The 24,832-nt window shown below is 60.4% G+C and carries 24 protein-coding genes and 2 pseudogenes; 8 read left to right on the top strand and 18 right to left on the bottom strand.

Translation table 11 applies throughout. The annotated features are described in order from the left end of the window. Window positions 1-69 precede the first annotated feature (69 nt). The 12 genes and pseudogenes from HP062_RS29090 to HP062_RS29035 form a co-directional block, all read right to left on the bottom strand. Window positions 70-660, bottom strand: coding sequence for an NTP transferase domain-containing protein (locus HP062_RS29090; protein ID WP_172792424.1), 591 nt, complete (start codon window positions 658-660; stop codon window positions 70-72). Beyond that, window positions 657-1,640 (bottom strand): XdhC family protein, encoded by a 984-nt coding sequence (locus HP062_RS29085; RefSeq protein WP_010461876.1) that lies wholly within the window; start codon window positions 1,638-1,640, stop codon window positions 657-659. Before HP062_RS29085 ends, HP062_RS29090 begins: the two co-directional genes overlap by 4 nt. Then, window positions 1,640-3,961 carry a xanthine dehydrogenase family protein molybdopterin-binding subunit gene (locus HP062_RS29080; protein WP_172792423.1) on the bottom strand — a complete coding sequence of 774 codons (2,322 nt, stop codon included), beginning with the start codon at window positions 3,959-3,961 and terminating at the stop codon, window positions 1,640-1,642. The genes HP062_RS29085 and HP062_RS29080 overlap by 1 nt, the downstream gene beginning before the upstream one ends. After that, the gene (locus HP062_RS29075) at window positions 3,958-4,428 is read right to left on the bottom strand and encodes a (2Fe-2S)-binding protein (RefSeq protein ID WP_172792422.1); all 471 of its coding nucleotides are present in this window, start codon (window positions 4,426-4,428) and stop codon (window positions 3,958-3,960) included. Before HP062_RS29075 ends, HP062_RS29080 begins: the two co-directional genes overlap by 4 nt. A 245-nt stretch (window positions 4,429-4,673) precedes the next feature. Then, on the bottom strand, window positions 4,674-5,693 hold the full coding sequence (gene murB / locus HP062_RS29070; RefSeq protein WP_172792421.1) for a UDP-N-acetylmuramate dehydrogenase: 1,020 nt from the start codon (window positions 5,691-5,693) through the stop codon (window positions 4,674-4,676). Further along, entirely contained in the window at window positions 5,690-6,154 is a 465-nt protein-coding gene (locus HP062_RS29065; RefSeq protein ID WP_010461884.1) for a low molecular weight protein-tyrosine-phosphatase, read from the bottom strand. Before HP062_RS29065 ends, murB begins: the two co-directional genes overlap by 4 nt. Further along, window positions 6,154-6,918 carry a 3-deoxy-manno-octulosonate cytidylyltransferase gene (gene kdsB, locus HP062_RS29060; RefSeq protein WP_077748004.1) on the bottom strand — a complete coding sequence of 255 codons (765 nt, stop codon included), beginning with the start codon at window positions 6,916-6,918 and terminating at the stop codon, window positions 6,154-6,156. The genes HP062_RS29065 and kdsB overlap by 1 nt, the downstream gene beginning before the upstream one ends. Continuing rightward, window positions 6,915-7,099, bottom strand: a pseudogene (locus HP062_RS29055) (Trm112 family protein). Before HP062_RS29055 ends, kdsB begins: the two are co-directional and overlap by 4 nt. A gap of 25 nt (window positions 7,100-7,124) precedes the next feature. Continuing rightward, window positions 7,125-8,135 (bottom strand): tetraacyldisaccharide 4'-kinase, encoded by a 1,011-nt coding sequence (lpxK, locus tag HP062_RS29050; protein ID WP_010461890.1) that lies wholly within the window; start codon window positions 8,133-8,135, stop codon window positions 7,125-7,127. Beyond that, the gene (locus HP062_RS29045; RefSeq protein ID WP_010461891.1) at window positions 8,135-8,566 is read right to left on the bottom strand and encodes a biopolymer transporter ExbD; all 432 of its coding nucleotides are present in this window, start codon (window positions 8,564-8,566) and stop codon (window positions 8,135-8,137) included. The genes lpxK and HP062_RS29045 overlap by 1 nt, the downstream gene beginning before the upstream one ends. Then, window positions 8,563-9,198 (bottom strand): MotA/TolQ/ExbB proton channel family protein, encoded by a 636-nt coding sequence (locus HP062_RS29040; protein WP_010461893.1) that lies wholly within the window; start codon window positions 9,196-9,198, stop codon window positions 8,563-8,565. Before HP062_RS29040 ends, HP062_RS29045 begins: the two co-directional genes overlap by 4 nt. Before the next feature lie 98 nt (window positions 9,199-9,296). Continuing rightward, window positions 9,297-11,530, bottom strand: a pseudogene (locus HP062_RS29035) (DNA internalization-related competence protein ComEC/Rec2). A gap of 135 nt (window positions 11,531-11,665) precedes the next feature. Here HP062_RS29035 and HP062_RS29030 point away from each other — a divergent pair. Beyond that, entirely contained in the window at window positions 11,666-12,184 is a 519-nt protein-coding gene (locus HP062_RS29030; RefSeq protein ID WP_010461897.1) for a DUF2062 domain-containing protein, read from the top strand. Window positions 12,185-12,325: 141 nt separating this feature from the next. On the opposite strand, the gene HP062_RS29025 is transcribed toward HP062_RS29030, so the two are convergent. From HP062_RS29025 to HP062_RS29010, 4 genes are all read right to left on the bottom strand, one after another. Further along, window positions 12,326-13,105, bottom strand: coding sequence for an ABC transporter permease (locus HP062_RS29025; protein ID WP_010461900.1), 780 nt, complete (start codon window positions 13,103-13,105; stop codon window positions 12,326-12,328). Continuing rightward, window positions 13,102-14,034, bottom strand: coding sequence for an ABC transporter ATP-binding protein (locus tag HP062_RS29020; RefSeq protein WP_010461902.1), 933 nt, complete (start codon window positions 14,032-14,034; stop codon window positions 13,102-13,104). Before HP062_RS29020 ends, HP062_RS29025 begins: the two co-directional genes overlap by 4 nt. A gap of 133 nt (window positions 14,035-14,167) precedes the next feature. Then, window positions 14,168-14,791: a glutathione S-transferase family protein gene (locus HP062_RS29015; RefSeq protein WP_010461904.1), complete on the bottom strand. Its 624-nt coding sequence runs from the start codon at window positions 14,789-14,791 to the stop codon at window positions 14,168-14,170. A gap of 43 nt (window positions 14,792-14,834) precedes the next feature. Further along, window positions 14,835-15,494, bottom strand: a complete 660-nt coding sequence (locus HP062_RS29010; RefSeq protein ID WP_083374759.1) for a transglutaminase family protein — start codon at window positions 15,492-15,494, stop codon at window positions 14,835-14,837. A 248-nt stretch (window positions 15,495-15,742) separates the two neighbouring features. Between HP062_RS29010 and HP062_RS29005 the strand changes: the two genes are divergently transcribed. The 5 genes from HP062_RS29005 (at window position 15,743) to HP062_RS28990 (ending at window position 20,646) form a co-directional block, all read left to right on the top strand. Next, window positions 15,743-18,190 carry an acyl-CoA dehydrogenase gene (locus HP062_RS29005; RefSeq protein WP_010461907.1) on the top strand — a complete coding sequence of 816 codons (2,448 nt, stop codon included), beginning with the start codon at window positions 15,743-15,745 and terminating at the stop codon, window positions 18,188-18,190. Between the two features lie 65 nt (window positions 18,191-18,255). Next, window positions 18,256-18,663, top strand: coding sequence for a PA2817 family protein (locus tag HP062_RS29000; protein ID WP_010461909.1), 408 nt, complete (start codon window positions 18,256-18,258; stop codon window positions 18,661-18,663). Window positions 18,664-18,934: 271 nt separating this feature from the next. Continuing rightward, window positions 18,935-19,066: a hypothetical protein gene (locus HP062_RS31265; RefSeq protein ID WP_010461912.1), complete on the top strand. Its 132-nt coding sequence runs from the start codon at window positions 18,935-18,937 to the stop codon at window positions 19,064-19,066. A gap of 77 nt (window positions 19,067-19,143) precedes the next feature. Beyond that, the gene (locus tag HP062_RS28995) at window positions 19,144-19,326 is read left to right on the top strand and encodes a hypothetical protein (RefSeq protein WP_010461914.1); all 183 of its coding nucleotides are present in this window, start codon (window positions 19,144-19,146) and stop codon (window positions 19,324-19,326) included. Window positions 19,327-19,431: 105 nt separating this feature from the next. Continuing rightward, window positions 19,432-20,646 (top strand): MFS transporter, encoded by a 1,215-nt coding sequence (locus HP062_RS28990; protein WP_010461916.1) that lies wholly within the window; start codon window positions 19,432-19,434, stop codon window positions 20,644-20,646. On the opposite strand, the gene arfB is transcribed toward HP062_RS28990, so the two are convergent. Together arfB and HP062_RS28980 are read right to left on the bottom strand one after the other, a co-directional pair. Then, a complete protein-coding gene (gene arfB / locus HP062_RS28985; protein ID WP_010461917.1) occupies window positions 20,643-21,056 on the bottom strand; it encodes an alternative ribosome rescue aminoacyl-tRNA hydrolase ArfB in 414 nt (137 codons plus the stop codon). The two genes, HP062_RS28990 and arfB, sit on opposite strands and share 4 nt — an antisense overlap. Before the next feature lie 226 nt (window positions 21,057-21,282). Beyond that, entirely contained in the window at window positions 21,283-22,698 is a 1,416-nt protein-coding gene (locus tag HP062_RS28980; RefSeq protein WP_083374760.1) for an amino acid permease, read from the bottom strand. Window positions 22,699-23,629: 931 nt separating this feature from the next. Here HP062_RS28980 and HP062_RS28975 point away from each other — a divergent pair. Beyond that, on the top strand, window positions 23,630-23,767 hold the full coding sequence (locus tag HP062_RS28975) for a hypothetical protein (RefSeq protein WP_010461921.1): 138 nt from the start codon (window positions 23,630-23,632) through the stop codon (window positions 23,765-23,767). A 70-nt stretch (window positions 23,768-23,837) separates the two neighbouring features. Continuing rightward, window positions 23,838-24,803, top strand: coding sequence for a leucyl aminopeptidase (locus HP062_RS28970; protein WP_077748013.1), 966 nt, complete (start codon window positions 23,838-23,840; stop codon window positions 24,801-24,803). Window positions 24,804-24,832 lie beyond the last annotated feature (29 nt).

Raw genomic sequence — 24,832 nt, 5'->3', positions numbered from 1 at the left:
CGGGGCTTTTTTACATCTGAGATAAATCAAGTAGACCGCGTTATCGTTCTTCGCGGGCAAATCGGTATGTCAGGAAAATACTAATGCTGCAGGCACATCCACATCCCACAACACCCCGGCATCATCCACCGCCACTTCAACCACCCTGCCCTGCGCAAACAACGGCTTGGCCCCATGATCACCCGATAATGCCATCAACCCCGGCCCAAAACTGCGACCGAACCCAACCGGGTGTCCGTACATCCCCGCATGCACCGGAACGCTGACGCAATCTTCCGCAACCCCGGCCACCACCCGCTCGATACTCGACGGCAAGATAAACGGCATATCCCCCAGCACAATCAACCAGCCACTGAGCTCTGGACACGCCGCCACCCCGGCGGCAATGCTATCGCCCATCCCGGCAGGCCCGATCTCCACACTCTCGAAACCGTACGCCTGAGCCATGCGCATCACTTGTGGGCGATCTTCGGTCGTCACCAGCACACGCTTCCCAAGGTTGGCCGGCACACTCAGCAGCACGTGCTCGATCACCGACCGAACCGCGCCATCTCGCCCCGTGCAGTCGGCCAGCAGCTTGTCCTTGTCCGCTCCCGCCACCTCCCTGAAGCGTCTGCCCTGCCCCGCCGCCAGCACGATGACGCCGATGGGTTCACTCATACAACCTCCTGCAACGGCTTCTTCTGCTTCAATTCGACGCCGTTCTTGATCGCCACAATCTCGGCCAGCAGCGACAAGGCGATTTCCGCGGGACTGTGGCTGCCGATGTGCAAACCGATCGGGCCGTGCAGCCGCTCGATGGCCTGTGAAGACAAGCCTAGCTGAGCCAGGTTTTCCCGACGTTTCAGGCTGTTGACCCGCGAGCCTAGGGCGCCGACATAAAAAGCCCTGGAATCCAGAGCGGTCAGCAACGCCATATCATCCAGGCGCGGATCATGGGTCAGGGCGACAATGGCCGTGCGTTCGTCGGTCTCGATGGTCAGCACCGCTTCATCCGGCATGCCCGAGACGAAACGGCCGTGCTGCTCTTCCCAACCGTAGACAAACTCGCTGCGCGGATCGCAGATCAGCACTTCGAAATCCAGCAGTCGCGCCATTTCGGCGACATACCGGGACAGTTGCCCTGCACCGATCAGCAATAGCCGCCAACGCGGACCGTAGATGGCGCGCAGGGTGTGGCCGTCAAAGCTCAGCACATCGCTTTTGTTCGCCGCCTGCAAAATCACTTCACCGGTCGCAATATCCAGCGAACGAGCCACTATTTCATGGGCCTCGCAGCGTTCCAGCAACTCGGCGACCCAACCTGGATCGCCGACCCGCTCCTCGGTCAGGCGCAAGGTGCCGCCGCAGGGCAAACCAAACCGTGCGGCCTCCTCACGCGTCACGCCATAGGTGATCAACTGCACCGGCGGCCCGTCAGGTGGAATCCGCCCATCGTGCAGCCGGGCAATCAGATCATCCTCGACACAGCCGCCGGACACCGAGCCGATCACCACGCCATCTTCACGCAACGCCAGCATCGCGCCAGGTGCCCGGGGCGCAGTGCCCCAGGTCTGGACCACGCTGTACAACACCACCCGCCGACCGGCGCGACGCCATTCCAGCACGCTGCGCAGGACGTTCAGATCCGCGCTGTCCATCAGGCCTGCGCCTTCTGCCAACCTTGCAGCTGGAAGCGAACCGGCAAGTTGCGGATACGCTGGCCAGTGGCAGCGAAGATCGCGTTGCACAGCGCAGGCGCAATCGGCGGTACGCCTGGCTCACCGACTCCGCCCAACGGCACATTGCCCGGAGGCGTCACCAGATGCACCGCCACTTCCTTCGGTGCCAGCGACATGCGCGCCACCTCATACATGTGGAAATTGTCCTGCTGCACCTTGCCGTCCTTGAAGCTGATTTCCCCGACCACGGCATTGCCCAGGCCCATGACGCAAGCGCCTTCGAACTGAGCGCGAATCCGTTCGGGGTTGATCTGCGGACCACAATCCACTGCGATGTCGGCCTTGTGCACGATCAACGTGCCGTCGTCTTTGACTTCGACTTCGATCACCGCCGCCACATAGCTGACGAAGCTGTAATGCACCGCCAGGCCCAGGCCTCGGCCCTTGGGCAGCTCGCGCCCCCAACCGGCGGCCTTGGCGGCTGTTTCCAGTACTGCGCGCATCCGCCCGGTGTCGATCGGATAACGCTCGGGGGATTCGCCGTAGTTCCACTCTTCACTCAAGGTACGCGGATCGATCTGACGATCCGGGCCGAGCAGTTTGATCTGATACTTGAGCGGATCCTGCTTGGCCTTGTGCGCCAGCTCATCGACAAAGCTCTGGATCGCAAACCCGTGGGGAATGTTCGACACCGAGCGATACCAGCCGACCCGGGTATGAATCGCCGCTTCGGGGTTTTCCAGGCGCACGTTGGGGATGGCGTAGGCCATGTTGGTAAAGCCCATGCCCAGCTCGAAAGCCGCCTCGTGGTTCATGCCCGGGGCGAACAGCGCGGTAATGCTCGGGCCCACGGTGCGGTGCAACCAGCCAGAGGGCAGCCCATCCTTGTCCAGGCTGGCCTTCAGGTACTCGGCGGACACGGTGTGGAAGTAGGAGCAGTGGATGTCGTCTTCACGGGTCCATTGCACCCGCACCGCTTTACCGGGGAATTCCTTGGCGAGGATCGCCGCTTCGATGACGAAGTCCGGCTTGGACTTGCGACCGAAACCGCCGCCAAGCAAGGTGACATTGAACGTGACCTTATCGAACGGAATACCAAGGCGTTCGCCAATCCGTTCCCGGGTGACCTGTGGCGCCTGACTCGGGGCCCAGGCCTCGCACACACCGTCCTTGAAGCGGGCGATGGCGACCATCGGTTCCATCGGCGCCTGCGCCAGGTGCGGCAGGTAATACGAGGCTTCGAGGGTGCTGTTGGCGCCTTTCATGGCGTCGTCGATGTTGCCGGTATTGCGCACCACTTTGCCGGGTTTGAGGGACGCGGCTTCCAGTTCTTTGCGGTAGGCGATCGAGTCGTAACTGGCATTGGGGCCGTCATCCCACTCGATCGTCAGCGCTTCGCGGCCCTTGATCGCGGCCCAGGTGTTGCTGGCCACCACGGCCACGCCACCCAATGGCTGGAACTCGGATGGCAGCGGACGGCCTTCGATCTGAATGACCTTGATCACGCCCGGGACTTTCATCGCCGCGCTGGAGTCGACGGATTTGACCGTGCCGCCATAAACCGCCGGACGCGCAATCACGGCGTAGAGCATGCCGTCGAAATGCACATCGGCCCCGTAAATGGCGCGGCCGTTGACGATGTCGGCACCGTCGATCGCCTTGGTGCCTTCTTTGCCGATGTAGCGAAACTCCGACGGTTGCTTGAGCCGCAGGCTGTCACGGGCCGGCACTGCCAGCGCACCCGCAGCGGCGGCCAGAGCGCCGTAGCCCAGTTCACGACCGCTCGGTTGGTGCACCACTTTATGCAGCTGCGCGTGGCACTCGCTGACCGGCACCTTCCATTGCTCGGCAGCCGCTTGTTCCAGCATGGTTCGCGCGGCGGCACCGCAACGACGCATCGGCTCGTACCAGTGACGCATGCTGCGCGAACCGTCTGTGTCCTGGTTACCGAAGCGGACCTCGTCACCCGGCGCCTGCTGCACTTTCATCATGGCCCAGTCGGCGTCCAGTTCATCGGCCACTACCATGGTCAGGCTGGTGCGCACACCCTGGCCCATTTCCGAACGGTTGCAGACCACGGTCACCATGCCGTCAGCGGCAATGCTGATGTAAACCTTGGGATCATCGATCCAGCCATTGGGCATGCCGTCGGCGCCGAATTTTTTCTCTTTTTCTTCGGCAAAAGCGTCTTGCCAGCCCCAGCTCGCTACCAGAACTAACGCACTGGTCGCACCGACGCCTTTAAGGAAGCCACGGCGGCTGAGGTTGCTCAGCGCAAAATCATTCGGTAACTGGCTCATGCCTTGGCCTCCTTCAGGTGAGTGGATGCCTGGCGGATGGCGGTCTTGATCCGGTTGTAGGTGCCGCAACGGCAAATATTGCCGACCATCGCCTCTTCGATCTGTGCGTCGCTAGGGTTCGGGTTGGTCTTGAGCAACGCCGTCGCTGACATGATCTGCCCGCCCTGGCAGAAACCGCATTGCGCCACAGCGGCGTCGAGCCAGGCTTGTTGCACGACTTGCCCGACCGGGTCGACGTGCAGGTTATCGATGGTGGTGACGTTCTGGCCGACCACTGAACCGATCGGCGTGATGCAACTGCGCGCCGGAGCGCCTTCGATATGAATGGTGCAGGCACCACACAGGCCCATGCCGCAGCCGAATTTGGTGCCGTTGTAACCGGCCACGTCGCGGATTGCCCAGAGCAGCGGCATATCCTCGGTGACGTCGAGTTGATGGTCTTGACCATTGAGCTTCAGGGTAATCATGGGCACGCCCGCATATTTCTGGAGGTTATGGGGTCGAGCAATCTGCCGCCGAGACTTGGCGGTTGGCATCATGCAGATCGGCTCAGGCTAAGAGGCTCTCTTACGCGGACGGAAACGTCTGCATCGGGCCTTTGGTGGAGCAAATGCTTGCATCGTTAGGTGGCTAAGTTAACCCAGCATTAACAAAAAAGCCCTGCACAGTTGAAGGTGTGCAGGGCTTTGAGATCAGCCATTAAAGCGTAGCCTCAATACTGATTCGGCTCCATTTCCAGGTCGACGTTGAAACGTTGGGAAATGTCTTTCTGAATCTGCTGCGCCAGGTGCAGCAATTGCAGGCCGGTGGCGCTGCCATAGTTGACCAGCACCAGCGCCTGCAACTTATGCACTCCGGCATCGCCATCGCGAAAGCCTTTCCAGCCGGCCCGCTCGATCAACCAGCCCGCCGCCAGTTTCATCTGCCCATCGGGTTGCGCGTAGGCCACCAGGTCCGGGTATTGGCTTTTCAGCTGCGCGACCAGCGCGGTCGGCACCAGAGGGTTCTTGAAGAAGCTGCCGGCATTGCCGAGTACTGCCGGGTCCGGGAGCTTTTCGTTGCGTATGCTGCAGATCGCCTGGCTGACGTCGGTGGCAGTCGGCTGATCGATGCCTTGCTCGGTCAGGCGCTGGCGAACCGGGCCGTATTCCAGGTGCAGGTGCGCGGCGCGGTTTAGGGTGAAACGCACGCGCAGGATCAACCAACGCCCCGGTTCCTGTTTGAACAGGCTGTCACGGTAGGCGAAGTTGCATTCTTCCAGGGAGAAATCCCGCAGCTCGCCGGTCTGGCGATCCAGCGCGGTCAGGCCGGCGAACACGTCCTTGATCTCGACGCCATAGGCACCGATGTTCTGCATCGGCGCCGCACCCACGGTGCCGGGAATCAGGCTGAGGTTCTCCAGCCCCGACAACCCCTGCGCCAGGGTGTGCTGCACGAACGGATGCCAAGGCTCGCCCGCCTCGGCTTCGATCACGACCTTGCTGCCGTTATCGCTCAGGATCCGAATCCCGCGCGTAGCCATGCGCAGCACCAGCGCCTGGACATCAGCTGTCAGCAGCAAGTTGCTGCCGCCACCGATCACCAGCAATGGCACGTCATGGGCCGACGCATACGCCAGGGCTTCACGCACATCGGCGTCGCTGTGGGCCTCGGCGAACAACCGGGCCTGAACGTCGACACCAAACGTATTGAACGACTTGAGCGAAACCCGGGGTTGAACCTGCAAACTCATAACCGTCCCTTCAATTCGATCACCAGTCGATCACTGGCGCGTTCGATCAGGTCCAGCACCTGCTCGAAGCCTTGGTCCCCGTCGTAATACGGATCCGGCACTTCATCGAGTTCTGACTCGTAGCGACGCAGGAACAGGTCCAGCTCGGCTTTGCCCTTGGCCGGTTGCAGGGCCTTGAGGTGGCGCAGGTTGCTGTTGTCCATCGCCAGTATCAGGTCGTAGGCGGAAAAATCAGCGCGGGTCACTTGCTGGGCGCGTTGGGCGGACAGGTCGTAACCGCGCAGTCTGGCGGCGGCCTGGCTACGTTTGTCCGGCGCCTTGCCGACGTGCCAGTCACCGGTGCCGGCGGAGGCGACTTCGATGTGATCGGCCAGCCCCGCTTCGCGCAATTTATGCCGCAGCACGCCTTCGGCCGTCGGAGAACGGCAGATGTTGCCCAGGCACACGAACAGAACGCGCATCAGGCCTCCAGCAGGCGACGGACGCGCTCGAGGTCTTCGACGGTGTCGACACCGGTGGGCGGTGCGATCAGTGCGTCAGCGACGTGAATCCGCACGCCGTGCCACAGGGCACGCAGCTGTTCCAGGGATTCGGTATTTTCCAGCCAGCACGGGCCCCAGCTGACGAAGTCGTGCAGGAAACCGGCGCGGTAGGCATAGATGCCGATGTGGCGGCGGTACGGCACGCCTTCCGGCAATTGCTCGCGGCTTTTGGCGAACGCGTCGCGGGCCCACGGCAACGTGGCACGACTGAAGGTCAGCGCCAAGCCATTAAGGTCGCTGACAACCTTGACCACGTTGGGATTGAACAGGGTTTCCACGTCTTCGATCGGCTCGGCCAGGGTGGCCATGCGCGCTTCGGCGTGGGCGGCCAGGTTGGCGGCGACCTGATCGATCACACTCGGCGGAATCAACGGTTCGTCACCCTGGACGTTGACCACGATGGCGTCGGCGGCCAGGCCGAGTTTCGCGGCGACTTCGGCCAGGCGATCGGTACCGGAATTGTGATCTTCGCGGGTCAGAACCACTTCGGCGCCAAACGCCTTGCACGCCTCGACAATGCGCACGTCGTCAGTGGCGACCACGACACGCTCGGCACTGCTTTTGCTCGCCTGCTCCCAGACGTGCTGGATCATCGGCTTGCCGGCGATCAGCAGCAGCGGTTTGCCCGGCAGACGGGTGGAGGCATAACGCGATGGAATGACAACGGTAAAGGCTGTGGTCATTTATCCAGGCGCTCGTCGGTGGTCAGGGTGCGGGCTTCGGTTTCGAGCATCACCGGGATGCCATCGCGAATCGGGTAAGCCAGGCCGGCGCCCTTGCTGATCAGCTCGGTCTTGTCGGCGCTGAGTTTGAGGGGCCTTTGGTGACCGGGCAAGCGAGGATGTCGAGCAATTTGGTGTCCATGAGCATTCCCTGGATAAAAACGGAGTTAAGGCAAAAGACGAGCCGGCAACAGGCGCATCAGCTGCGTATCGAACCAGGCCACGAAAGCCGGCGATGGTGCAGCATCGACCGCCAGGTACCACCAATCGGCGGCGGCGAAGGCACGGCACTTCACCGCGTCCTTTTCGGTCATCACCAACGGCAATGACGGTGTGAAATTCAAGGCCTGAACGCTGTATTCGGCGTGGTCGGCAAACGCATGCGGCACTGGCTGCCAGTGTAGCGTTTCGAGGGTCGTGAAGAAACGCTGCGGATTGCCGATCCCGGCCACGGCGTGCAGTGCCTGACCTGCGGGGAAGTAGTCGAGGGGGCGACGCTCACCACTTTGCAGGTTGACCAGTTCGGTAGGTTGCAGCTGGAAGGCAAAACCGTTTTCGCGATCATTGGCGGCGCCGTTGTACAGCACGGCATCGACGCTCTGAAGGCGTTCGACCGGTTCACGCAAGGGACCGGCCGGCAGGCAGCGTTTGTTGCCCAGGCCGCGGGCGGCGTCGATCAACACCAGTTCCAGGTCCCGGGCCAGCCGGTAATGCTGCATGCCGTCATCGGAGAGGATCAGATCCAGCGGCTCACTCGCCAGCAGCGCTTTGACGGCGCTGCTGCGATCCGGGTCGATCATCAATGGCACGCCCGTGCGCTGGACGATCAACAGCGGTTCGTCGCCGGCAATGTCCGCGCTTTGATCGGCCTCGACGCGCCACGGCAATTGCGGCGGTTTGGCGCCGTAACCCCGGCTGACCACCCCGACCCGCAAACCACTGCGCTGGCAATGCTGGATCATCCACAGAATCAGCGGTGTCTTGCCAGTGCCACCGACGGTGATATTGCCGACCACGATCAGCGGCACGGGCGGCTGATAGATCTCGCCCTCGCCCGCCAGAAAGCGCTTGCGCTTGTTCATGACGATGCGCCGGTACAGCCACTCCAGTGGCTGCAACAGTTTCAGGGCCGGATGACCTTGGTACCACGCGGCGAGCAAGCGATCGGACATGGCCATCAGGGCGCGGGCGGTGCCGCTTCGACCGTGGTCATGCGCAAGTGGCTGAAACCCAGCTTGCCGGCGGCGTCCATGGCGGTGATGACCGACTGATGTTGAGTCTTGCCATCCGCGCTGATGGACAGCGGCAGGTTGGTGTCGCCATTGGATTCTTTTTGCAGCGCCTCCATCAGCGTCGCGAGGTCGTTCTTCGGTAATAGCTGATTGTTCACCGAGAACGCGCCTTCGGCACTGATGGCAACGTCCAGGTGCTTGACCTGCTGGTCTTCGGCAGGCGAACCGCTGACCGCTTCCGGCAGATCGACGCGCAACTGGGTTTCACGGGTAAACGTAGTGGTGACCACGAAAAACAGCAGCAAGATAAACACCACGTCGATCAGCGACGCGAGGTTGATGTCGACCGTTTCCCGCGGTTTGCGGCGGAATTTCACGCTTTGCCCTCGGCCAGGTCCACATCACGGTCGCCCTGAACCACTTCGACCAGTTTGATCGCTTCCTGCTCCATGCCCACCACCAGCTCATCGATCCGGCGTTGCAGGAATCGGTGAAAGAATACTGCCGGGATACCGACCATCAGGCCAGCGGCCGTAGTGATCAGCGCCTTGGAGATACCGCCCGCCAGCACTGCGGCATTGGTGCCCATGCCCGTGCCCATGAACGCGCTGAAAATGTCGATCATGCCCAGCACCGTACCCAACAGGCCCAGCAATGGGGCCATGGCGGCGATGGTGCCCAGCGCATTGATATAGCGTTCGAGTTCATGAACCACCCGTGCGGCGGCCTCTTCGATGCACTCTTTCATGATCTCGCGACCATGTTTGGAGTTGGCAAGGCCCGCCGCCAGGATCTCGCCCAACGGTGAGTTGGCGCGCAGTTCCTTGAGTTTTTCTTTATTGAGCTGTTTGTCCTTGATCCACACCCAGACCTGCCCGAGCAAATGCTCCGGGGTCACACGGCTGGCTCGCAGGGTCCAGAGACGCTCGGCGACGATCGCCATTGCCGCGATGGAACTCAGAATGATCGGCAGCATCATCCAGCCGCCGGATTTGACCAATTCCCACACAGTGACAGCCCCCTCGAAAAAGTGCGCCACTCTAACATAGGGGCCGGATGCACCGAAGACCGTGATGTCGCATCCGGTCGGGCTTTCATAACTGGCGGTTATGGGCCCAACGGTGGCGGATCGCGCCAGAAACGCCGATCCAGACGCATCGTCCATGGCGGCTTGAACCGTCCCAGTTGCAGACGAATGGCGCCGTGGGTGGCGCTGTCGTAGATCGCCATGCCGCGTTTTTGATAGCGCGCCATGACCGTGGGATGCGGGTGGCCAAAGGAATTGCCCTGGCCACGGGATATCAGCACAGCCTTGGGTTGCAACGCGGCGAGCAGCGCCATCGAAGAGGAACTGCGACTGCCGTGGTGAGGCGATTGCAGCCAATCGGTCGGCACGGCAAGCGGACTGTCGAGCAATGCCCGCTCGGCTGCCGCATCAATATCACCGGTCAACAGCAATCGCTCGCCATTGGCTTCGATCTGCAAGACACAGGATTTTTGATTGCTGTCGGCGGCGGATGTCCATTGCCAGAGCCGGAAGTCCACACCGTCCCAGGTCCATTGCCGGCCGCTTTCACAGCCTTCGGCGCGCAATTCGGCTGGCAGCGCCTCGGGATCACCGCTCAGGACCCGCGCCACCGGCAATCCGTTGGCAACCGCACGTGCACCGCCGGCGTGATCGGCGTCGGCGTGACTGAGCAGCATCAGGTCGATCCCGGACACGCCCAGTTTGCGCAATGACGGCAGCACCACTCGCTCGCCGAGGTCGAATTCGCCAAAACGCGGCCCGGCGTCATACAACAAGGTGTGATGGCGGGTGCGCACCAGGATGGCCAGGCCCTGGCCGACGTCCAGTTGCCAGACTTCGGCGACGCCTTCGGCAAGCATCGGGCGAGGTGGAAAAACCAGTAACAGCAGCAGCGGCCAACCCAACGGGCGCAACGGAACCCCTTTAGGCAGTAATAGAAGAAAGGCCCCAGCGTACCGAGCGCCCAAATCCACACCGGCACCGCGACCGGCACCCAGGCGGGGAATCGCCCGGCCATCAAGGCCAGCCCCTTGAACAACAGGTCGACCAGACCGCCCGCCAGCCACAGCAACCCCTCGCCCACATAAGGGACGGGCAGTAACAACGTCCCGAGCAAGGCTGGCGGCAATACCACCAGACTGACCCAGGGCACCGCCAGCAAATTGGCCACTGGTCCGCTGACGCTGATCGGCAAGCCAAGTATCAATAGCAATGGGCACAGTCCGATCGCGATCAGCCATTGCGCACGGGTCCACGTTTGCCACCAACGCCACGGCCCCAGACGCCCACCGAAAGTGAAGATCAACACCGCCACCGCTGCGAAGGACAACCAGAACCCCGGTTGCAGGCTCGCCAGCGGGTCGAGCAGTAAAACGCCATTGAGCGCCAGCAACAGCGGCCACCAGGCGCCAAGGTGCCGAAACCTTAGCCGCCACAACAACACCAGACCGATCATCACGCAGGCCCGGCGCACCGGCACCTCAAAACCGGCCAGCAACCCGTAACCCAGCGCAGCGGCAAACGCCAGTCCGCAGGCCCATGGCAGCCAGGGCAAACGGCTCGGCCACAGACCATAGCGCGCCAGCCCGGCGATCAGCAGATACACCAGCCCCGCCAGCAACCCGATGTGCTGCCCGGAAATCACCAGCAGATGCACGGTGCCGGTGTCTTGCAGCACTTGCCAGTCCTCGCGACTCAGCCCGCCGCCGTCGCCCAACACCAATGCGATCAGCGCCCCCGTCCGGCCTTGGGCATCGACGGCCTGCAATTGCTGCCGAATGCTGTCACGCCAGGCCCATTGGGCGGCGACCAGCCTATGGCCATCCTTGACCGTACCGGTAGCGCCGATGCGTTGTGCCAGCAACCAGGCGTCGTAGTCAAAGGCATGCGGATTGAGCAGCCCGGCAGGACGCTTCAACTTGACCGCCAGCCGCCACCGTTCGCCGCTGTTGACGGGCGGTCCGTCATACCAGGCGAGGCGCAGATGCCGGGGCAGCCGGGTGCTTCGGGACTGACTGTCAGTCAACTCGAAGCGCACCACCCCTTCGGCATTCTGCGGCAGGCCCGTCACCCGACCTTCGACCCAACGAGTCTCGCCATCGAGCGTCAGCGACAGGCGATCATCCAGCGCCCACTGCGCACTCGCGCACGCCCAACTGAAGCCGAACAGAAAAAACGCCAACGGGTGAGTCCGAAACGGCAACAGCATCAAACCCACGACCGGCAGCAACATCCATAACCAGACCGGCGGTAAAACCGGTAAAAAACGCAGGGCCAGCAAACCCAGCGCCAGCGCCATCATCCCTGTGCGCATACGCCCGTCCTTGAGAGTCCCACCCTAGGCATAGCTGCCCGACTGCACGCACACGGTTATTAATTGTCACAAAGTCTGAATGGGCGGTTCATAGAATCCAGACATACTTGCCGCCTTAACCGACCGAGAAGCCTTATGCCCCGGCGCTTATTCAAACGTTACATGCCAGACCCGACCAGCATCAGGGAACACAAATCCTTACGCTTTCTCGGCACCCTGCTGCATGACCCGAACCTCTGGCACCTCAATCGTCATTCCGTCGCACGGGCCATGGCGGTGGGCCTGTTCGCGGCCTTCCTGCCCATTCCGTTGCAGATGCTGGTCGCTGCCATTCTGGCGATCGTCGTGCGGGGCAACATGCCCATTGCCGTCAGCCTGGTCTGGCTGACCAACCCGATTACCATGCCAGCGGTGTTCTTCTGCACCTATCAGACGGGAGCGTGGTTAATGGACGTGCCGGCCAGGCATTTGCCGGACGAGCTGACCTGGGAATGGATCAGTGGTGAGCTTTCCACCTTGTGGCAGCCGTTTTTGCTGGGTTCAGTGGTGACGGGACTGGTGCTGGGCGCCCTCGCCTATTGCCTGGTGATGATGTATTGGCGCTGGTGGGTTGGGCGGCAGTGGAAGCGGCGCAAGAGAAACCGGATGCAGTAAATGCAAAACGGCCTCCATTGTTGGAGGCCGTTTTTTTATGGCGTCTGGGCTGACGCCTTCGCGGGCAAGCCTCGCTCCTACAGGTCTGATGGTGAACTGTAGGAGCGAGGCTTGCCCGCGAAGCAGGCGACGCGGTCTTTCTCAGGTACGCATCCCGCGCCCACTGACCAGCAGTCGCGCACAACCGATGTATAGAACGACGGTCGCCACCAACATGAAAGTAATCGCCACGCTGATCCTGATGTCCGAAACGCCAAGAATGCCGTAACGGAAGGCGTTGACCATGTGCAGCACCGGGTTGGCCAGGGACACGGTCTGCCAGAACGGCGGCAGCAAACTGATCGAGTAGAACACCCCGCCCAGGTATGTCAGGGGTGTCAGCACGAAGGTCGGGATGATCGAAATATCATCGAAGTTACGTGCAAACACGGCGTTGATGAAGCCCAGCAGCGAGAAGATCGTCGCCGTCAGCACCACCACCAGAATGGTCACGCCCAGGTGATGCACCTGCAATTCGGTGAAGAACAGCGACAACAGCGTCACGATCAACCCGACCATCAAGCCCCGCAGCACGCCGCCCAGGGTGTAGCCAATCAGAATCGTATGCGGCGATACCGGCGACACCATCAATTCTTCGATGGAGCGCTGGAACTTGCTGCCGAAGAAACTCGACACCACGTTGCCGTAGGAGTTGGTGATCACCGACATCATGATCAGGCCCGGCACGATGTATTCCATATAGGTGAAGCCACCCATATCACCAATCTGTCGACCGATCAGGTTACCGAAGATCACGAAGTACAGGACCATGGTGATGGCCGGCGGCAGCAGGGTCTGCGGCCAGATCCGGGTAAAGCGCTTCACCTCGCGGTAAACGATGGTGTTGAGGGCAACGAGGTTGGGTTGCAGCTCGGAACTCATACCGCCACCTTCGACAGATTTTTCTCCACCAGAGACACGAACAACTCCTCGAGGCGATTGGTTTTGTTGCGCAGGCTCAGCACTTCGATGTTCTGCTGCGCCAACTGGGTGAACAGCGCGGTGATGCCCATGGCCTTGTCGACCTGGACTTCGAGTGTGTGGCTGTCGAGCAGCTTGGTCGGATAACCGAGCAACTGCGGCGCGACGTTCAGCGTGTTCTTGAGATCAAGCAGAAAGGTTTCCACATGCAGCTGGCCGAGCAGCTGTTTCATGCTGGTGTTCTCGACAATCGTGCCGTGGTCGATGATGCCGATGTTGCGGCACAACTGCTCAGCCTCTTCCAGGTAATGAGTGGTGAGGATGATGGTGATGCCTTTCTGGTTCAGCTCGGTGAGAAAGGTCCACATCGAGCGACGCAGTTCGATGTCCACACCCGCGGTCGGTTCATCGAGGATCAGCAGGCGCGGTTCGTGAACCAGTGCGCGGGCGATCATCAGGCGACGCTTCATGCCACCGGACAGCGAACGCGACGGCACATCGCGTTTGTCCCACAGCCCGAGCTGGGTCAGATACTGCTCGGCGCGTTCCTTGGCGATCTTCGGCGGGATGCCGTAGTAACCGGCCTGGGTCACGACGATGTCGAAGGTTTTTTCGAACTGGTTGAAGTTGAATTCCTGGGGCACCACGCCGATGCAACGCTTGAGCGCTGCCGGCTCCTTGTCCAGGTCGTGACCGAAGATATTCACCGTGCCGCTGGTCTTGTTCACCAGGGTCGAGAGAATGCCGATGGTCGTGGATTTGCCGGCACCGTTAGGGCCGAGCAAGGCGAAAAAGTCACCTTCGGCGACGTCCAGATCGATACCACTCAAGGCCTGGAAACCGTTGCCGTAGGTTTTGGTTAGCTGCCGGATGGACAGAGCGGAACTCATATCGGATTTACGCACCAAGAAGGGAAGAAAGGGATAACTATGGGCGGGCGGCGAGCAATGCAACCGCGGCGCACGAGCGCAATGGTGCTTGTCGCCGCCAAACAAGTACAGTCAAGTGTGTCGATAGTGAGTATTAAGTCAACGCGGTCATAACGGCTTTTTTATACGCCGGACGCTGTTTCAGTCGTGCATACCAGGCTTCAAGATGCGGCTGCGGTGCACGCTCGATCGGCATCTCGAACCAGGCATAAATGAAACTGCCAAGGGGAATGTCGCCCATGCCGATTTCGTCGCCGGACAGATACGGTGTGGCCGCCAACGCCTGGTTCGCCATCGCCAACAGATCATCGCACTCCTTGATTGCGGCGTTGATGGCGGTCCAGTCCTGCTTGTCTTCAGGTGTGCGTAACACGCCCCAGAACACCGTGCGGAACGGGCCGGCAAAACTGGAGGTGGTCCAGTCCATCCACTTGTCGGCAGCGGCGCGAGCCTTCAGATCCGTCGGGTACCACGCGGTGCCATTGGCGCGACTGGCCATCAGATAACGCACGATGGCGTTCGATTCCCAGAGCACAAAGCCGTCGTCTTCGATCACCGGCACACGACCGTTGGGATTCATCGCACGATACTGCGGCGTATCGACTACACCGAAGGCGCCACCCGCATCGATGGCTTCATAGGCCAGGCCCAACTCCTCGGCGGCCCACAATGGCTTTCTGACATTCGACGAATTTTTCCGACCCCAGATCTTCAGCATGACCGCCTCTTTATGGATGAATGCGCAGGCAGCATACGCCGGATCAGGCGCGGCTCAAATCACTCTGCATGTCACCCAGCAACGCCGGCAATGTGTCGCTGAACAGATGTGGGTAGCACTTTTCCAGGTGCTCGAAAAAGAACGTCTCAGGCACGTCGGTGAACTGGCCGTGGTCGACCAGGTACTCCATCAACTGCTCACCATCACGGTTGAAGGGATGGAAAACACTGTCGTTGATGCCGTCGAACTCCAGCGGCGCGATATTGAACAGTTCGCAGAGTTGCTGGTTGAAGGCCGGCGTCGCCTTGACCCAGCGACCGTTCAGAAACAACTCCGTATAGCCGTGCATGGCAAACACGTCGCTCCTGAGCAACTCGAGCAAACGCGGGGTCGACAGGTGATTGCGCACGTCCGCCAGACCGATCCGCGCAGGGATCCCGCAATGTCGCGCGGCACCGGCCAGAAGCGTGGCCTTGGGCACGCAATAACTTTCCCCGGCCGCCAAGGCATAACTGCCGCGCAACGTATCCGGGTCGCGACTGAACGTGTAGGGGTTGTAGCGCACGGCCTCGCGCACCGCGTAATAGAGGTTGATCGCCTGCTCAAGCGGATCGCGACTGGCGCCCCGGTGTTTTTCGGCGAACTCCACCACCGAGGGGTGGTCACTATCGATGAAGCGGCCGGGACTCAGATACTCGTGCATGAGAACAATCTCCTGGGGAAGCCACGAGTCTAACGACACCTTCAGCACAGAGATAACGACGTTTCGGCCAAACATGGGCGTATTGCCGCGTAGGAAACGAACGATTTCCCGGGCGTGTTGCCAACCCGACCTACAAAACTCATCGATGGTTTCCCACGAATTCAATCACCTCGCTCCGACCACCCTGTTTTGCGGATGCCGTCTAAGCTCTGAAGGTTGGTTTTGCCCTGGTTCACGGAGGATTAAATATGCTGCTGTTGTGGATACTGGTTCTGGTTGTCGGGATAGCTTATTTAGCCCACCGTCGCATCGCCCCCCTGCCCGCCCTGTGCATCGTCGCTGCCTATATCGTCGCGATGGGGGCCTTCAGTCGCGCGCCAGGCTGGCTGCTGCTGGTTTTCTGGGTGTTGATTGCAGCCGTCGCGGCGCCGTTGTTGCTGCCCGACCTGCGTCGCAAATTCTTCAGCGCGCCGCTGTTCAGCTGGTTCCAGAAAACCCTGCCGCCAATGTCGCAAACCGAGCGCGATGCGATCGACGCCGGGACCGTGTGGTGGGATGGCGAACTGTTCAGCGGTCGCCCGGACTGGAACAAGTTGCTGTCCTATCCAAAAGTGCAGCTCAGTGAAGAGGAACAGGCCTTTATCGACGGCCCGACCGAAGAGCTCTGCGCCATGGTCACCGACTGGCAGATCGGGCAAGACATGGACCTGCCGCCCGAAGCCTGGACCCACATCAAGGAGAACGGCTTCTTCGCGCTGATCATCCCCAAAGAGTTTGGCGGCAAGGGCTTCTCGGCCTATGCCCACTCCCAGGTGGCGATGAAACTGGCAACTCGCAGTGGAGACCTCGCGTCGACCGTAATGGTCCCTAACTCGCTGGGCCCGGCCGAACTGCTGCTGCATTACGGCACCGACGAACAACGCAACCATTACCTGCCAAGGCTGGCTCGGGGTGACGATATCCCGTGCTTCGCATTGACCGGCCCACTGGCCGGCTCCGACGCTGGCGCCATGCCCGACACCGGGGTCATCTGCAAAGGTGAATGGGAAGGCAAGGAAACCCTCGGCCTGCGCCTCAACTGGGAAAAGCGCTACATCACGCTGGGCCCGGTCGCCACCCTCCTCGGCCTGGCCTTCAAGGCCTATGACCCGGACCATTTGTTGGGTGACAAGGAAGACCTGGGCATCAGCCTGGCGCTGATCCCGACCGACACCGCCGGTGTCGAGATCGGTCGCCGCCATCTGCCGCTGGGTGCCGCCTTCATGAATGGCCCGAACTCCGGCAAGGACGTCTTCGTGCCGCTGGACTTTCTCATCGGCGGCCAGGAAATGCTCGGCAAGGGCTGGATGATGCTGATGAACTGCCTGTCAGTCGGGCGTTCGATTTCCCTGCCGGCGGTCGGCACCGGTGCGGCCAAGTTCACCAGCCTGGTCACCGGTCAGTACGCGCAGGTTCGTGAGCAGTTCAACGTTCCACTGTCGGCGTTCGAAGGTATTCAGGAAGCCATGGCACGCATCGGCGGCAACGCCTGGATGATGGACGCCGCCCGAATGCTGACCGCCAACGCGGTGGACCTGGGCGAGAAACCGTCGGTGCTGTCGGCGATTCTCAAGTACCACCTCACCGAACGCGGCCGCGAGTGCATCAGCCACGCCATGGATGTTCACGGCGGCAAGGCGATCATCATGGGGCCGAACAACTACCTCGGTCGCAGCTGGAATGGCGCGCCCATTTTCATCACCGTGGAAGGCGCGAACATCCTCTCGCGCAACCTGATGATCTTTGGTCAGGGTGCCATTCGCTGCCATCCGTTCGTGCTGAAAGAAATGGCTCTCGCCGGCCGTGAAGACAAGGATCAGGCACTCACCGAATTCGATGGCCTGCTGCTCAAGCACATTGGTTTCGCCGTGAGCAACGCCGCCAGCACGCTGGTGTTGAACCTCGGCTTCGGGCACCTGGAACATTCGCCGGGTGACAAGCTCAGTCAGGGTTACTTCCGTGCGCTTAATCGACAGGCGGCTGCGTTTGCCATGCTTGCCGACCTCAGCATGATGTTGCTGGGCGGTGAACTGAAACGTCGCGAACGCCTGTCGGCGCGTCTTGGGGATGTACTCAGCAACATGTACCTCGCCTCCGCCGCGCTCAAGCGTTACCACGACCTCGATTCGCCGGAGCACATGGCGCCGCTGTTCAAGTGGGCCATGGAAGAAAGCCTTGGCCAGTCGGAGCGTGCGCTGGATGAATTGCTCAGCAACTTCCCGAACAAGGTGCTGGGTTGCCTGTTGCGGGTGATCGTGTTCCCGTTCGGCCGTCGCCACAAAGGTCCATCGGACAAACTCGGCGCCGAAGTCGCCGCAGTGATCGGACGCGCCAAGGGCGATCCAACCCTCGAAGAATTGCTCGGCGGTTGCTACCGCCCGCAATCGGCAGACGACGCGGTCGGTGCCCTGCAACACGCCTGCAACCTGTTGAACGCGGCGCAGCCGTTACAGAAAAAACTGCACGTGGCGCTCAAGAGCGGTCAGGTCAAACCGGCGGCTGGGGAACATGTCATCGATGCAGCGCTGGAGGCTGGAGTGTTGCAAGCGGGTGAGGCGCAGTCCCTGCGTGATGCCGAAGTAGCGCGGCGCAAGGTCATCGACGTCGATGATTTCGACAAAGACGAACTGGCACTGGCCGACGGAAAGGTCCGCTGATCCTGTAAAAACGGGCGCAGGAGCTTTATACTCCTGCGCCCGTTTTGCTCTTGAGGACTTATCTCGTGTCCAACGTCGTTGCCGATCATCTTGTCTTGCTCGACCACTTGCGCAGCATCCTGGTCGCGGTAGGTGAGGCCGAACAGGTTCCCGAAGAAAGCCATGCCCTGTTCCTGGAGCGCTTCGATGAGCTGCGTGCGTTGCTGCCGGTCGACCCGATCGAAAGCCAATACCTGGGCCAGGACATTCTGTGCCAGGTGATCACCCGTTACCCGCAAATCGCCCACCTGGTCCCGCGCGACCTGTTGTGGTATTTCGCCGGTGACTGCCTGCATTACATGCCCGATGATGAAATCGATTTGTACCAGGCACTGGAAGAGCGTCGTTTCGAAGCCGAACAGAACGACGAACCTTTCGACTGGAATCAGGAAAAACAGCTGCTGGCAATGTCGAACGACGAGCCGAAGCACTGATCACCGACTGGAATGCAAAGGGCCCGCATGGTTATTCATGCGGGCCTTTTTTATGGCATTGCCGAATACTGTGATGTCTGGCCGGGCCCTTCGCGAACAGGCTCGCCCCTCTGTTTTGTGTCACTGCTATTGACCTGTCTAGACAACTCCATCCGTCGAAACAAATGGATATAAAAGTCTGTTTGTCATTTCTCCTGCTGTATCCTGCCCAAGCTTTTTAAAAGCGCGGATCTACCAGATCTATCAACAGACTTTGCGAGGAGCGCGAACCATGCACGAGATCCCTAATCTCCCCTTCCCAAGCCTGCACGAAACTGAGCAGACAACCACGCAACAAGCCGGTGCCCAACAGCCCGAGCCGAAAGAAGCCACTGAACGCCGCCAGGCCGACAGCGAAGACTGAAACACCCGCAATGCCAGACCGTGTGGAAAGCGCTAACATGCGCTTTCCACACCGCCTGAACCCTTGAGCTGCCCACCATGACCGACGACTTCACAGAGACCCAGGCCAGCGTCCTGATCGGCACCGCCGAGAAGATGATCGAGATCTGGAATCGCCTCTCCCCCGAGAAACAAGCCGCGTTGCTCGCCCGTTTCGGCACCGAAGAAAACGCCCTGGCCGCCCTGGTCACGACGCAACTGGTCGCCCCCGCAAAACCCTGATTAACCCCCCGCACGGCAAATAGTTTTACTTTTCCACGCCCCACGGACGCTCGCGCCGCTATCATAAGCAGCCTATCTATCCTGCTTTCCCGTGGACCTTTACCCATGTCTGAAAACCAGCGCCCCCTGGCGGTCACGCTGCAAGTCGTTTCCATCGTTCTCTTTACCTTCATCGGCTACCTGAACATCGGCATTCCCCTCGCCGTATTGCCCGGCTACGTCCACAGCGATCTCGGCTTCGGCGCAGTAATCGCGGGGCTGGTGATCAGCGTGCAATACCTGGCCACCCTGCTCAGCCGCCCTTATGCCGGGAAAATCATCGACAATAAGGGCAGCAAACTCGCGGTGATGTACGGTCTCGCCGGTTGCGGTTTGAGCGGTGTGTTCATGCTGATTTCAGCCTGGACCCAAAGCCTGCCGATGCTGAGCCTGATCAGCCTGCTGATCGGCCGCCTGGTGCTCGGCAGCGCAGAAAGCCTGGTGGGCTCCGGCTCGATTGGTTGGGGCATCGGCCGGGTCGGCGCGGCGAACACCGCCAAAGTCATCTCCTGGAACGGCATAGCGAGTTACGGCGCACTGGCAGTCGGCGCGCCGTTGGGTGTGTTGCTGGTCAGTCAACTGGGCTTGTGGAGCATGGGCGTGAGCATCGTGCTGCTGGCCGTCCTCGGCCTGGCACTGGCCTGGCCAAAAACCGCCGCGCCGATTGTGGTCGGTGAACGGTTGCCGTTCATGCATGTGCTGGGACGGGTGCTGCCCCATGGTTGCGGCCTGGCCCTGGGCTCGATCGGATTCGGCACCATCGCCACCTTCATCACGCTGTATTACGCCACACAGCACTGGGACAACGCGGTGCTGTGCCTGAGCCTGTTCGGCGCCAGTTTCATCGGCGCGCGATTGCTGTTCGGCAACCTGATCAACCGCCTCGGCGGCTTTCGCGTGGCGATTGCCTGCCTGTCGGTGGAAACCCTGGGGCTGCTGCTGCTGTGGCTGGCGCCGGATGCACATTGGGCACTGGCCGGTGCGGCATTGAGCGGTTTCGGCTTCTCGCTGGTGTTCCCGGCGCTGGGCGTGGAAGCGGTCAACCTGGTGCCGGCCTCCAGTCGCGGTGCTGCGGTCGGGGCTTACTCGCTGTTCATCGATTTGTCGCTGGGGATTACCGGGCCGCTGGCCGGTGCGATTGCTGCAGGGTTTGGCTTTGCCTCGATCTTCCTGTTCGCCGCGATTGCTGCATTGAGCGGTTTGGCGCTGAGCGTTTATTTGTACCGGCAGGCGCCGAAGCACTTGAGTGAAAAGTACCGCGAAGGGCGCGACGCTCGCTAGAAATCGATCTTGCCGCGCCCGGCCTTGATGCTGCCGCGCTTGGTCTTGGATTCCAGCCGACGCTTCTTCGAACCGAGGGTCGGCTTGGTCGGGCGGCGTTTCTTCTCGACTTTGGTGGCGCTGAGGATCAACTCGACCAGCCGCTCCAGCGCATCGGCGCGATTGGCTTCCTGCGTGCGGTATTGCTGGGCCTTGATAATCAACACGCCATCGCTGGTGATGCGACTGTCACGCAGCGCCAGCAGCCGTTCCTTGTAGAACTCGGGCAAGGACGAGGCCGGAATGTCGAAGCGCAGGTGCATGGCGCTGGAGACCTTATTGACGTTCTGCCCACCGGCGCCTTGCGCGCGGATGGCGGTCAACTCGATCTCGGCATCCGGCAGATGCACATTGTTGGAAATCACCAGCATGGAAAAGCGTCCGTATTCAGAACGCGCAGGATACCGCGAATGAACTGAAAGCATGCGGTCCCTGTAGGAGCGAGGCTTGCCCGCGATAGCAGTGTTGTCAGTCGACATCTTTGTTGCCTGACACGACCCCATCGCGAGCAGGCTGACTCCTACAGGGGGGTTGTGTGAGGCCTGAAAACAACAAACCCGGCACATTGGCCGGGTTTGTTGTTTCTGCGAGCTGCGCTTACTTCGCGTTTGCAGCCTGCAACGCATGCTGAGCGCTGCGCTTGTTCTTGATGCCGTAGCACACCCACATGAACGCGACCCAAACCGGAATCGCATACACCGAGATCTGGATGCCCGGGATCAACAGCATTACGCCGAGAATGAACACCACGAACGCCAGGCAGACGTAGTTCCCGTATGGGTACCACAGGGCCTTGAATAGCGGCGTCTGCTTGGTCTTGTCCATGTGCTGGCGGAACTTGAAATGCGAGAAGCTGATCATCGCCCAGTTGATCACCAGGGTGGCAACCACCAGCGACATCAGCAGTTCCAGCGCGTTTTGCGGGATCAGGTAGTTCAGCAACACCGCAATCAACGTCACCGCCGCCGAAGCGAGGATCGAACGCACCGGCACGCCGCGCTTGTCGATTTTCGCCAAGGCTTTCGGCGCATCGCCCTGCTCGGCCATGCCCAGCAGCATCCGGCTGTTGCAGTAAGTGCCGCTGTTGTACACCGACAGCGCCGCCGTCAGGACCACGAAGTTGAGGATGTGTGCGGCGGTGTCGCTGCCAAGCATCGAGAACACTTGCACGAACGGGCTACCGCTGTAGGAATCACCCGACGCATTCAGGGTCGCCAACAGGCTGTCCCACGGCGTCAGCGACAGCAGGATGACCAGCGCACCGATGTAGAAAATCAGGATCCGGTAGATCACCTGGTTGATGGCTTTCGGGATCACGGTTTTCGGCTTGTCGGCTTCTGCTGCGGTGAAACCGAGCATTTCCAGGCCGCCGAAGGAGAACATGATGATCGCCATGGCCATCACCAGGCCGCTAACCCCGTTCGGGAAGAAACCGCCGTGGGCCCACAGGTTGGTCACCGAGGCTTGCGGGCCGCCGTGGCCGCTGACCAGCAGGTAGCTGCCGAGCGCGATCATGCCGACAATCGCCACGACCTTGATGATCGCGAACCAGAACTCGGCCTCGCCAAAGACTTTGACGTTGGCCAGGTTGATCAGGTTGATCAGGACGAAGAAGCCGGCGGCCGAGACCCAGGTCGGAATGTGTGGCGCCCAGTAGTGGATGTATTTGCCGACCGCAGTCAGCTCCGACATGCCCACCAGGATGTACAGGATCCAGCAGTTCCAGCCCGACAGGAAGCCGGCGAACCCGCCCCAGTATTTATGGGCGAAGTGGCTGAAGGAACCCGCCACAGGCTCTTCGACAATCATTTCGCCGAGCTGGCGCATGATCATGAAGGCAATGAAGCCGCAGATGGCGTAGCCGAGGATCATCGACGGGCCGGCAGATTTCAGTACACCGGCCGAGCCCAGGAACAGCCCGGTACCGATCGCGCCACCGAGGGCGATCAGTTGAATATGGCGATTTTTCAGGCCGCGTTTCAGCTCGCCTGAATGCGAGTTTTGTCCACTCATGAAAAGGGTCTCACGCAAGGTTTGATGATGTTCGTTAGACGTTGCTGCTCGGTTGCGATTTCAAGCAGCGCCGATCAAACCCCAGCGAAGGCAAAAGGAGTTCAGCGTTTTTACAACGGTCATGCGTCACCTGTTTGTTTTTATCTGTGACGAAATCGAACCCGACACGCTTGTGGCGCGGCGGAGTGAACAAGGCGGATAGCCTTGAGGTTTGCGCAGATGCGCAGGAGGTCACAGTTAAAACGCGGCGCATTGTACACCTGTAACCCCCTGCTGCCAGACACCGCTGGATCAGCGCGTCGTTTGCCGGGATTGCCTGTGTCCGCCCCGAGGGTCTCGGGCGGCTGCAAAAACTGGGTCAGACCTTTGCGGGTCTTCGACGGGGACGACGAACAAATCGCCCTTGGGGGAGAAGTGGAGATGAGTCACGGCGTTCATTGCGCCTCCTTCTTGTTATGCACCTGCACGACAGGCATGGAGCGCATCTCACCCTGCCAGCGCCGTTGAAACAAGCGAGCCAGAGCCTTGCAGGGTGGTTGAGCGACGTGTTTGCGGAAGGATTTCCTTACACACCTTCCGTGGACGTCAATCCAAGGGCTCAGAGGCGATAATCCGTCAGCTTTTCTTTACAAGCCGTAACGCAGACTTTCCAAATCAGATCAATCCGTAGGACGACTGCAAATTGACGTTAGGAAGCTTCCTAAGGAAAAGGTCGAGTTAGTTTTTTGTTTTTAATCGATAAACAGGCCCTGATAAAACAGAATAAAAAGTTCAAATAAATCTAATTTGATTATTTTTTTGCAATTTAAAAAGCTCTGGACTAGGTTTTCAGCGACTTGCCGAGACGCATCGACCGGCAAGTTGGCACGTTATTCAATGACTGAAAAACGCGCCGCTGCACTTACCGAAAAAGTCATCTAGGAGATTCACAATGCAAGCACTTGAAAAAGACTTGGAAACTGAACTGCAACTCGACGATTGGTTTGAAGCACCGACCCATGAAGCCGCCGTTGAAATGATGCAAGCCGATGCGGTTGTTCCGTTCGGCACGGCGATGTGGCCTCTGTAAGGCCCACCCGGCAGGCACGATCCGGCCGGTTGTGCCTGCCACTTTTTCTCGGTTTGTCAGGGAGGACTACATGGATAAGCAACGCGCCATTTCGCATTTCCTTTACTACCTCGAACACCACCCTGCCGTTGCCGGCATCAACCCGGCAAAGGTCTTGCTCGGCCACACCGCTGATTACGAGGCACTGACCGGCGCCATCGCCGAACAGGCCAGTGACAGCCAGCCCTTCCGTTTCAGCACCATGCGCCTGGACATCGAGCCGACAGAAAAGCTGGCCCAGGCGATTGCCGAAAGCGATCTGTACATTTTCTTCTACGACTCTTCCACCCTGCCCAATCCTCGCCCCGACGGCCCGGAGTTTGTCCGTGCGCTGCAAGGTGTAATGGCCGAGAACTGGAAGAAGTCGCTGCTGTTCAAGGATTACGGCGATTACTTCTACGACACTTTCAGCGTCACTCCGCAGCGCATAGCGGGCTTGAACAGCCACTTGATCCAGCGCATGTCTCACGCGACAACGTTGAGTTTCAAAGATGATCACGGCTCGTGGTTTGAAACACCGCTGAACAGCATCAAGAAGTGGACCGACATCAACGGCATCGGCAACTTTGATTTGGCCCCCGGTGAAATTGCCACGCACAGCGAAGCGATCAACGGCCGGGTGAAGTTCATGGGGACCTTCCTCAGCACCATTCCGTTTGCCCGCAAGTACGGGGTGCTGGATTCGCCGCTGGAGTTGTGGATCGAGAACTCGACCATCCACAAGATCGCCACGGAAGTGCCGGGACTGGAACATGATTTCAACAAGTACCTGGAGGCCAATCCGTCGAACCGGCGCATTGAGGAATTGGGAATCGGCACCAATGAAGGCGTGAAGGCGCTGTATGCCCGAAATGCCGGGTTCGAGGAGCGCCATTGCGGGCTGCATCTGGGGTTGGGTGGTGGGGCCAAGGGCAGCCATCATCTGGACCTGATCTTCTCCAGCGGCGTGTTGGCGCTGGATGATGAGCCGGTGTTTGATGGGCGGTTTGTTTTCTAAGCAACATGAACCCTGTGGCGAGGGAGCTT

The organism is Pseudomonas sp. B14-6 (assembly GCF_013260315.1).
Lineage (GTDB): Bacteria > Pseudomonadota > Gammaproteobacteria > Pseudomonadales > Pseudomonadaceae > Aquipseudomonas > Aquipseudomonas mandelii.
Note: the sequence above shows the minus strand (reverse complement) of the source record. Positions and strands in the feature narration are given on the sequence as shown.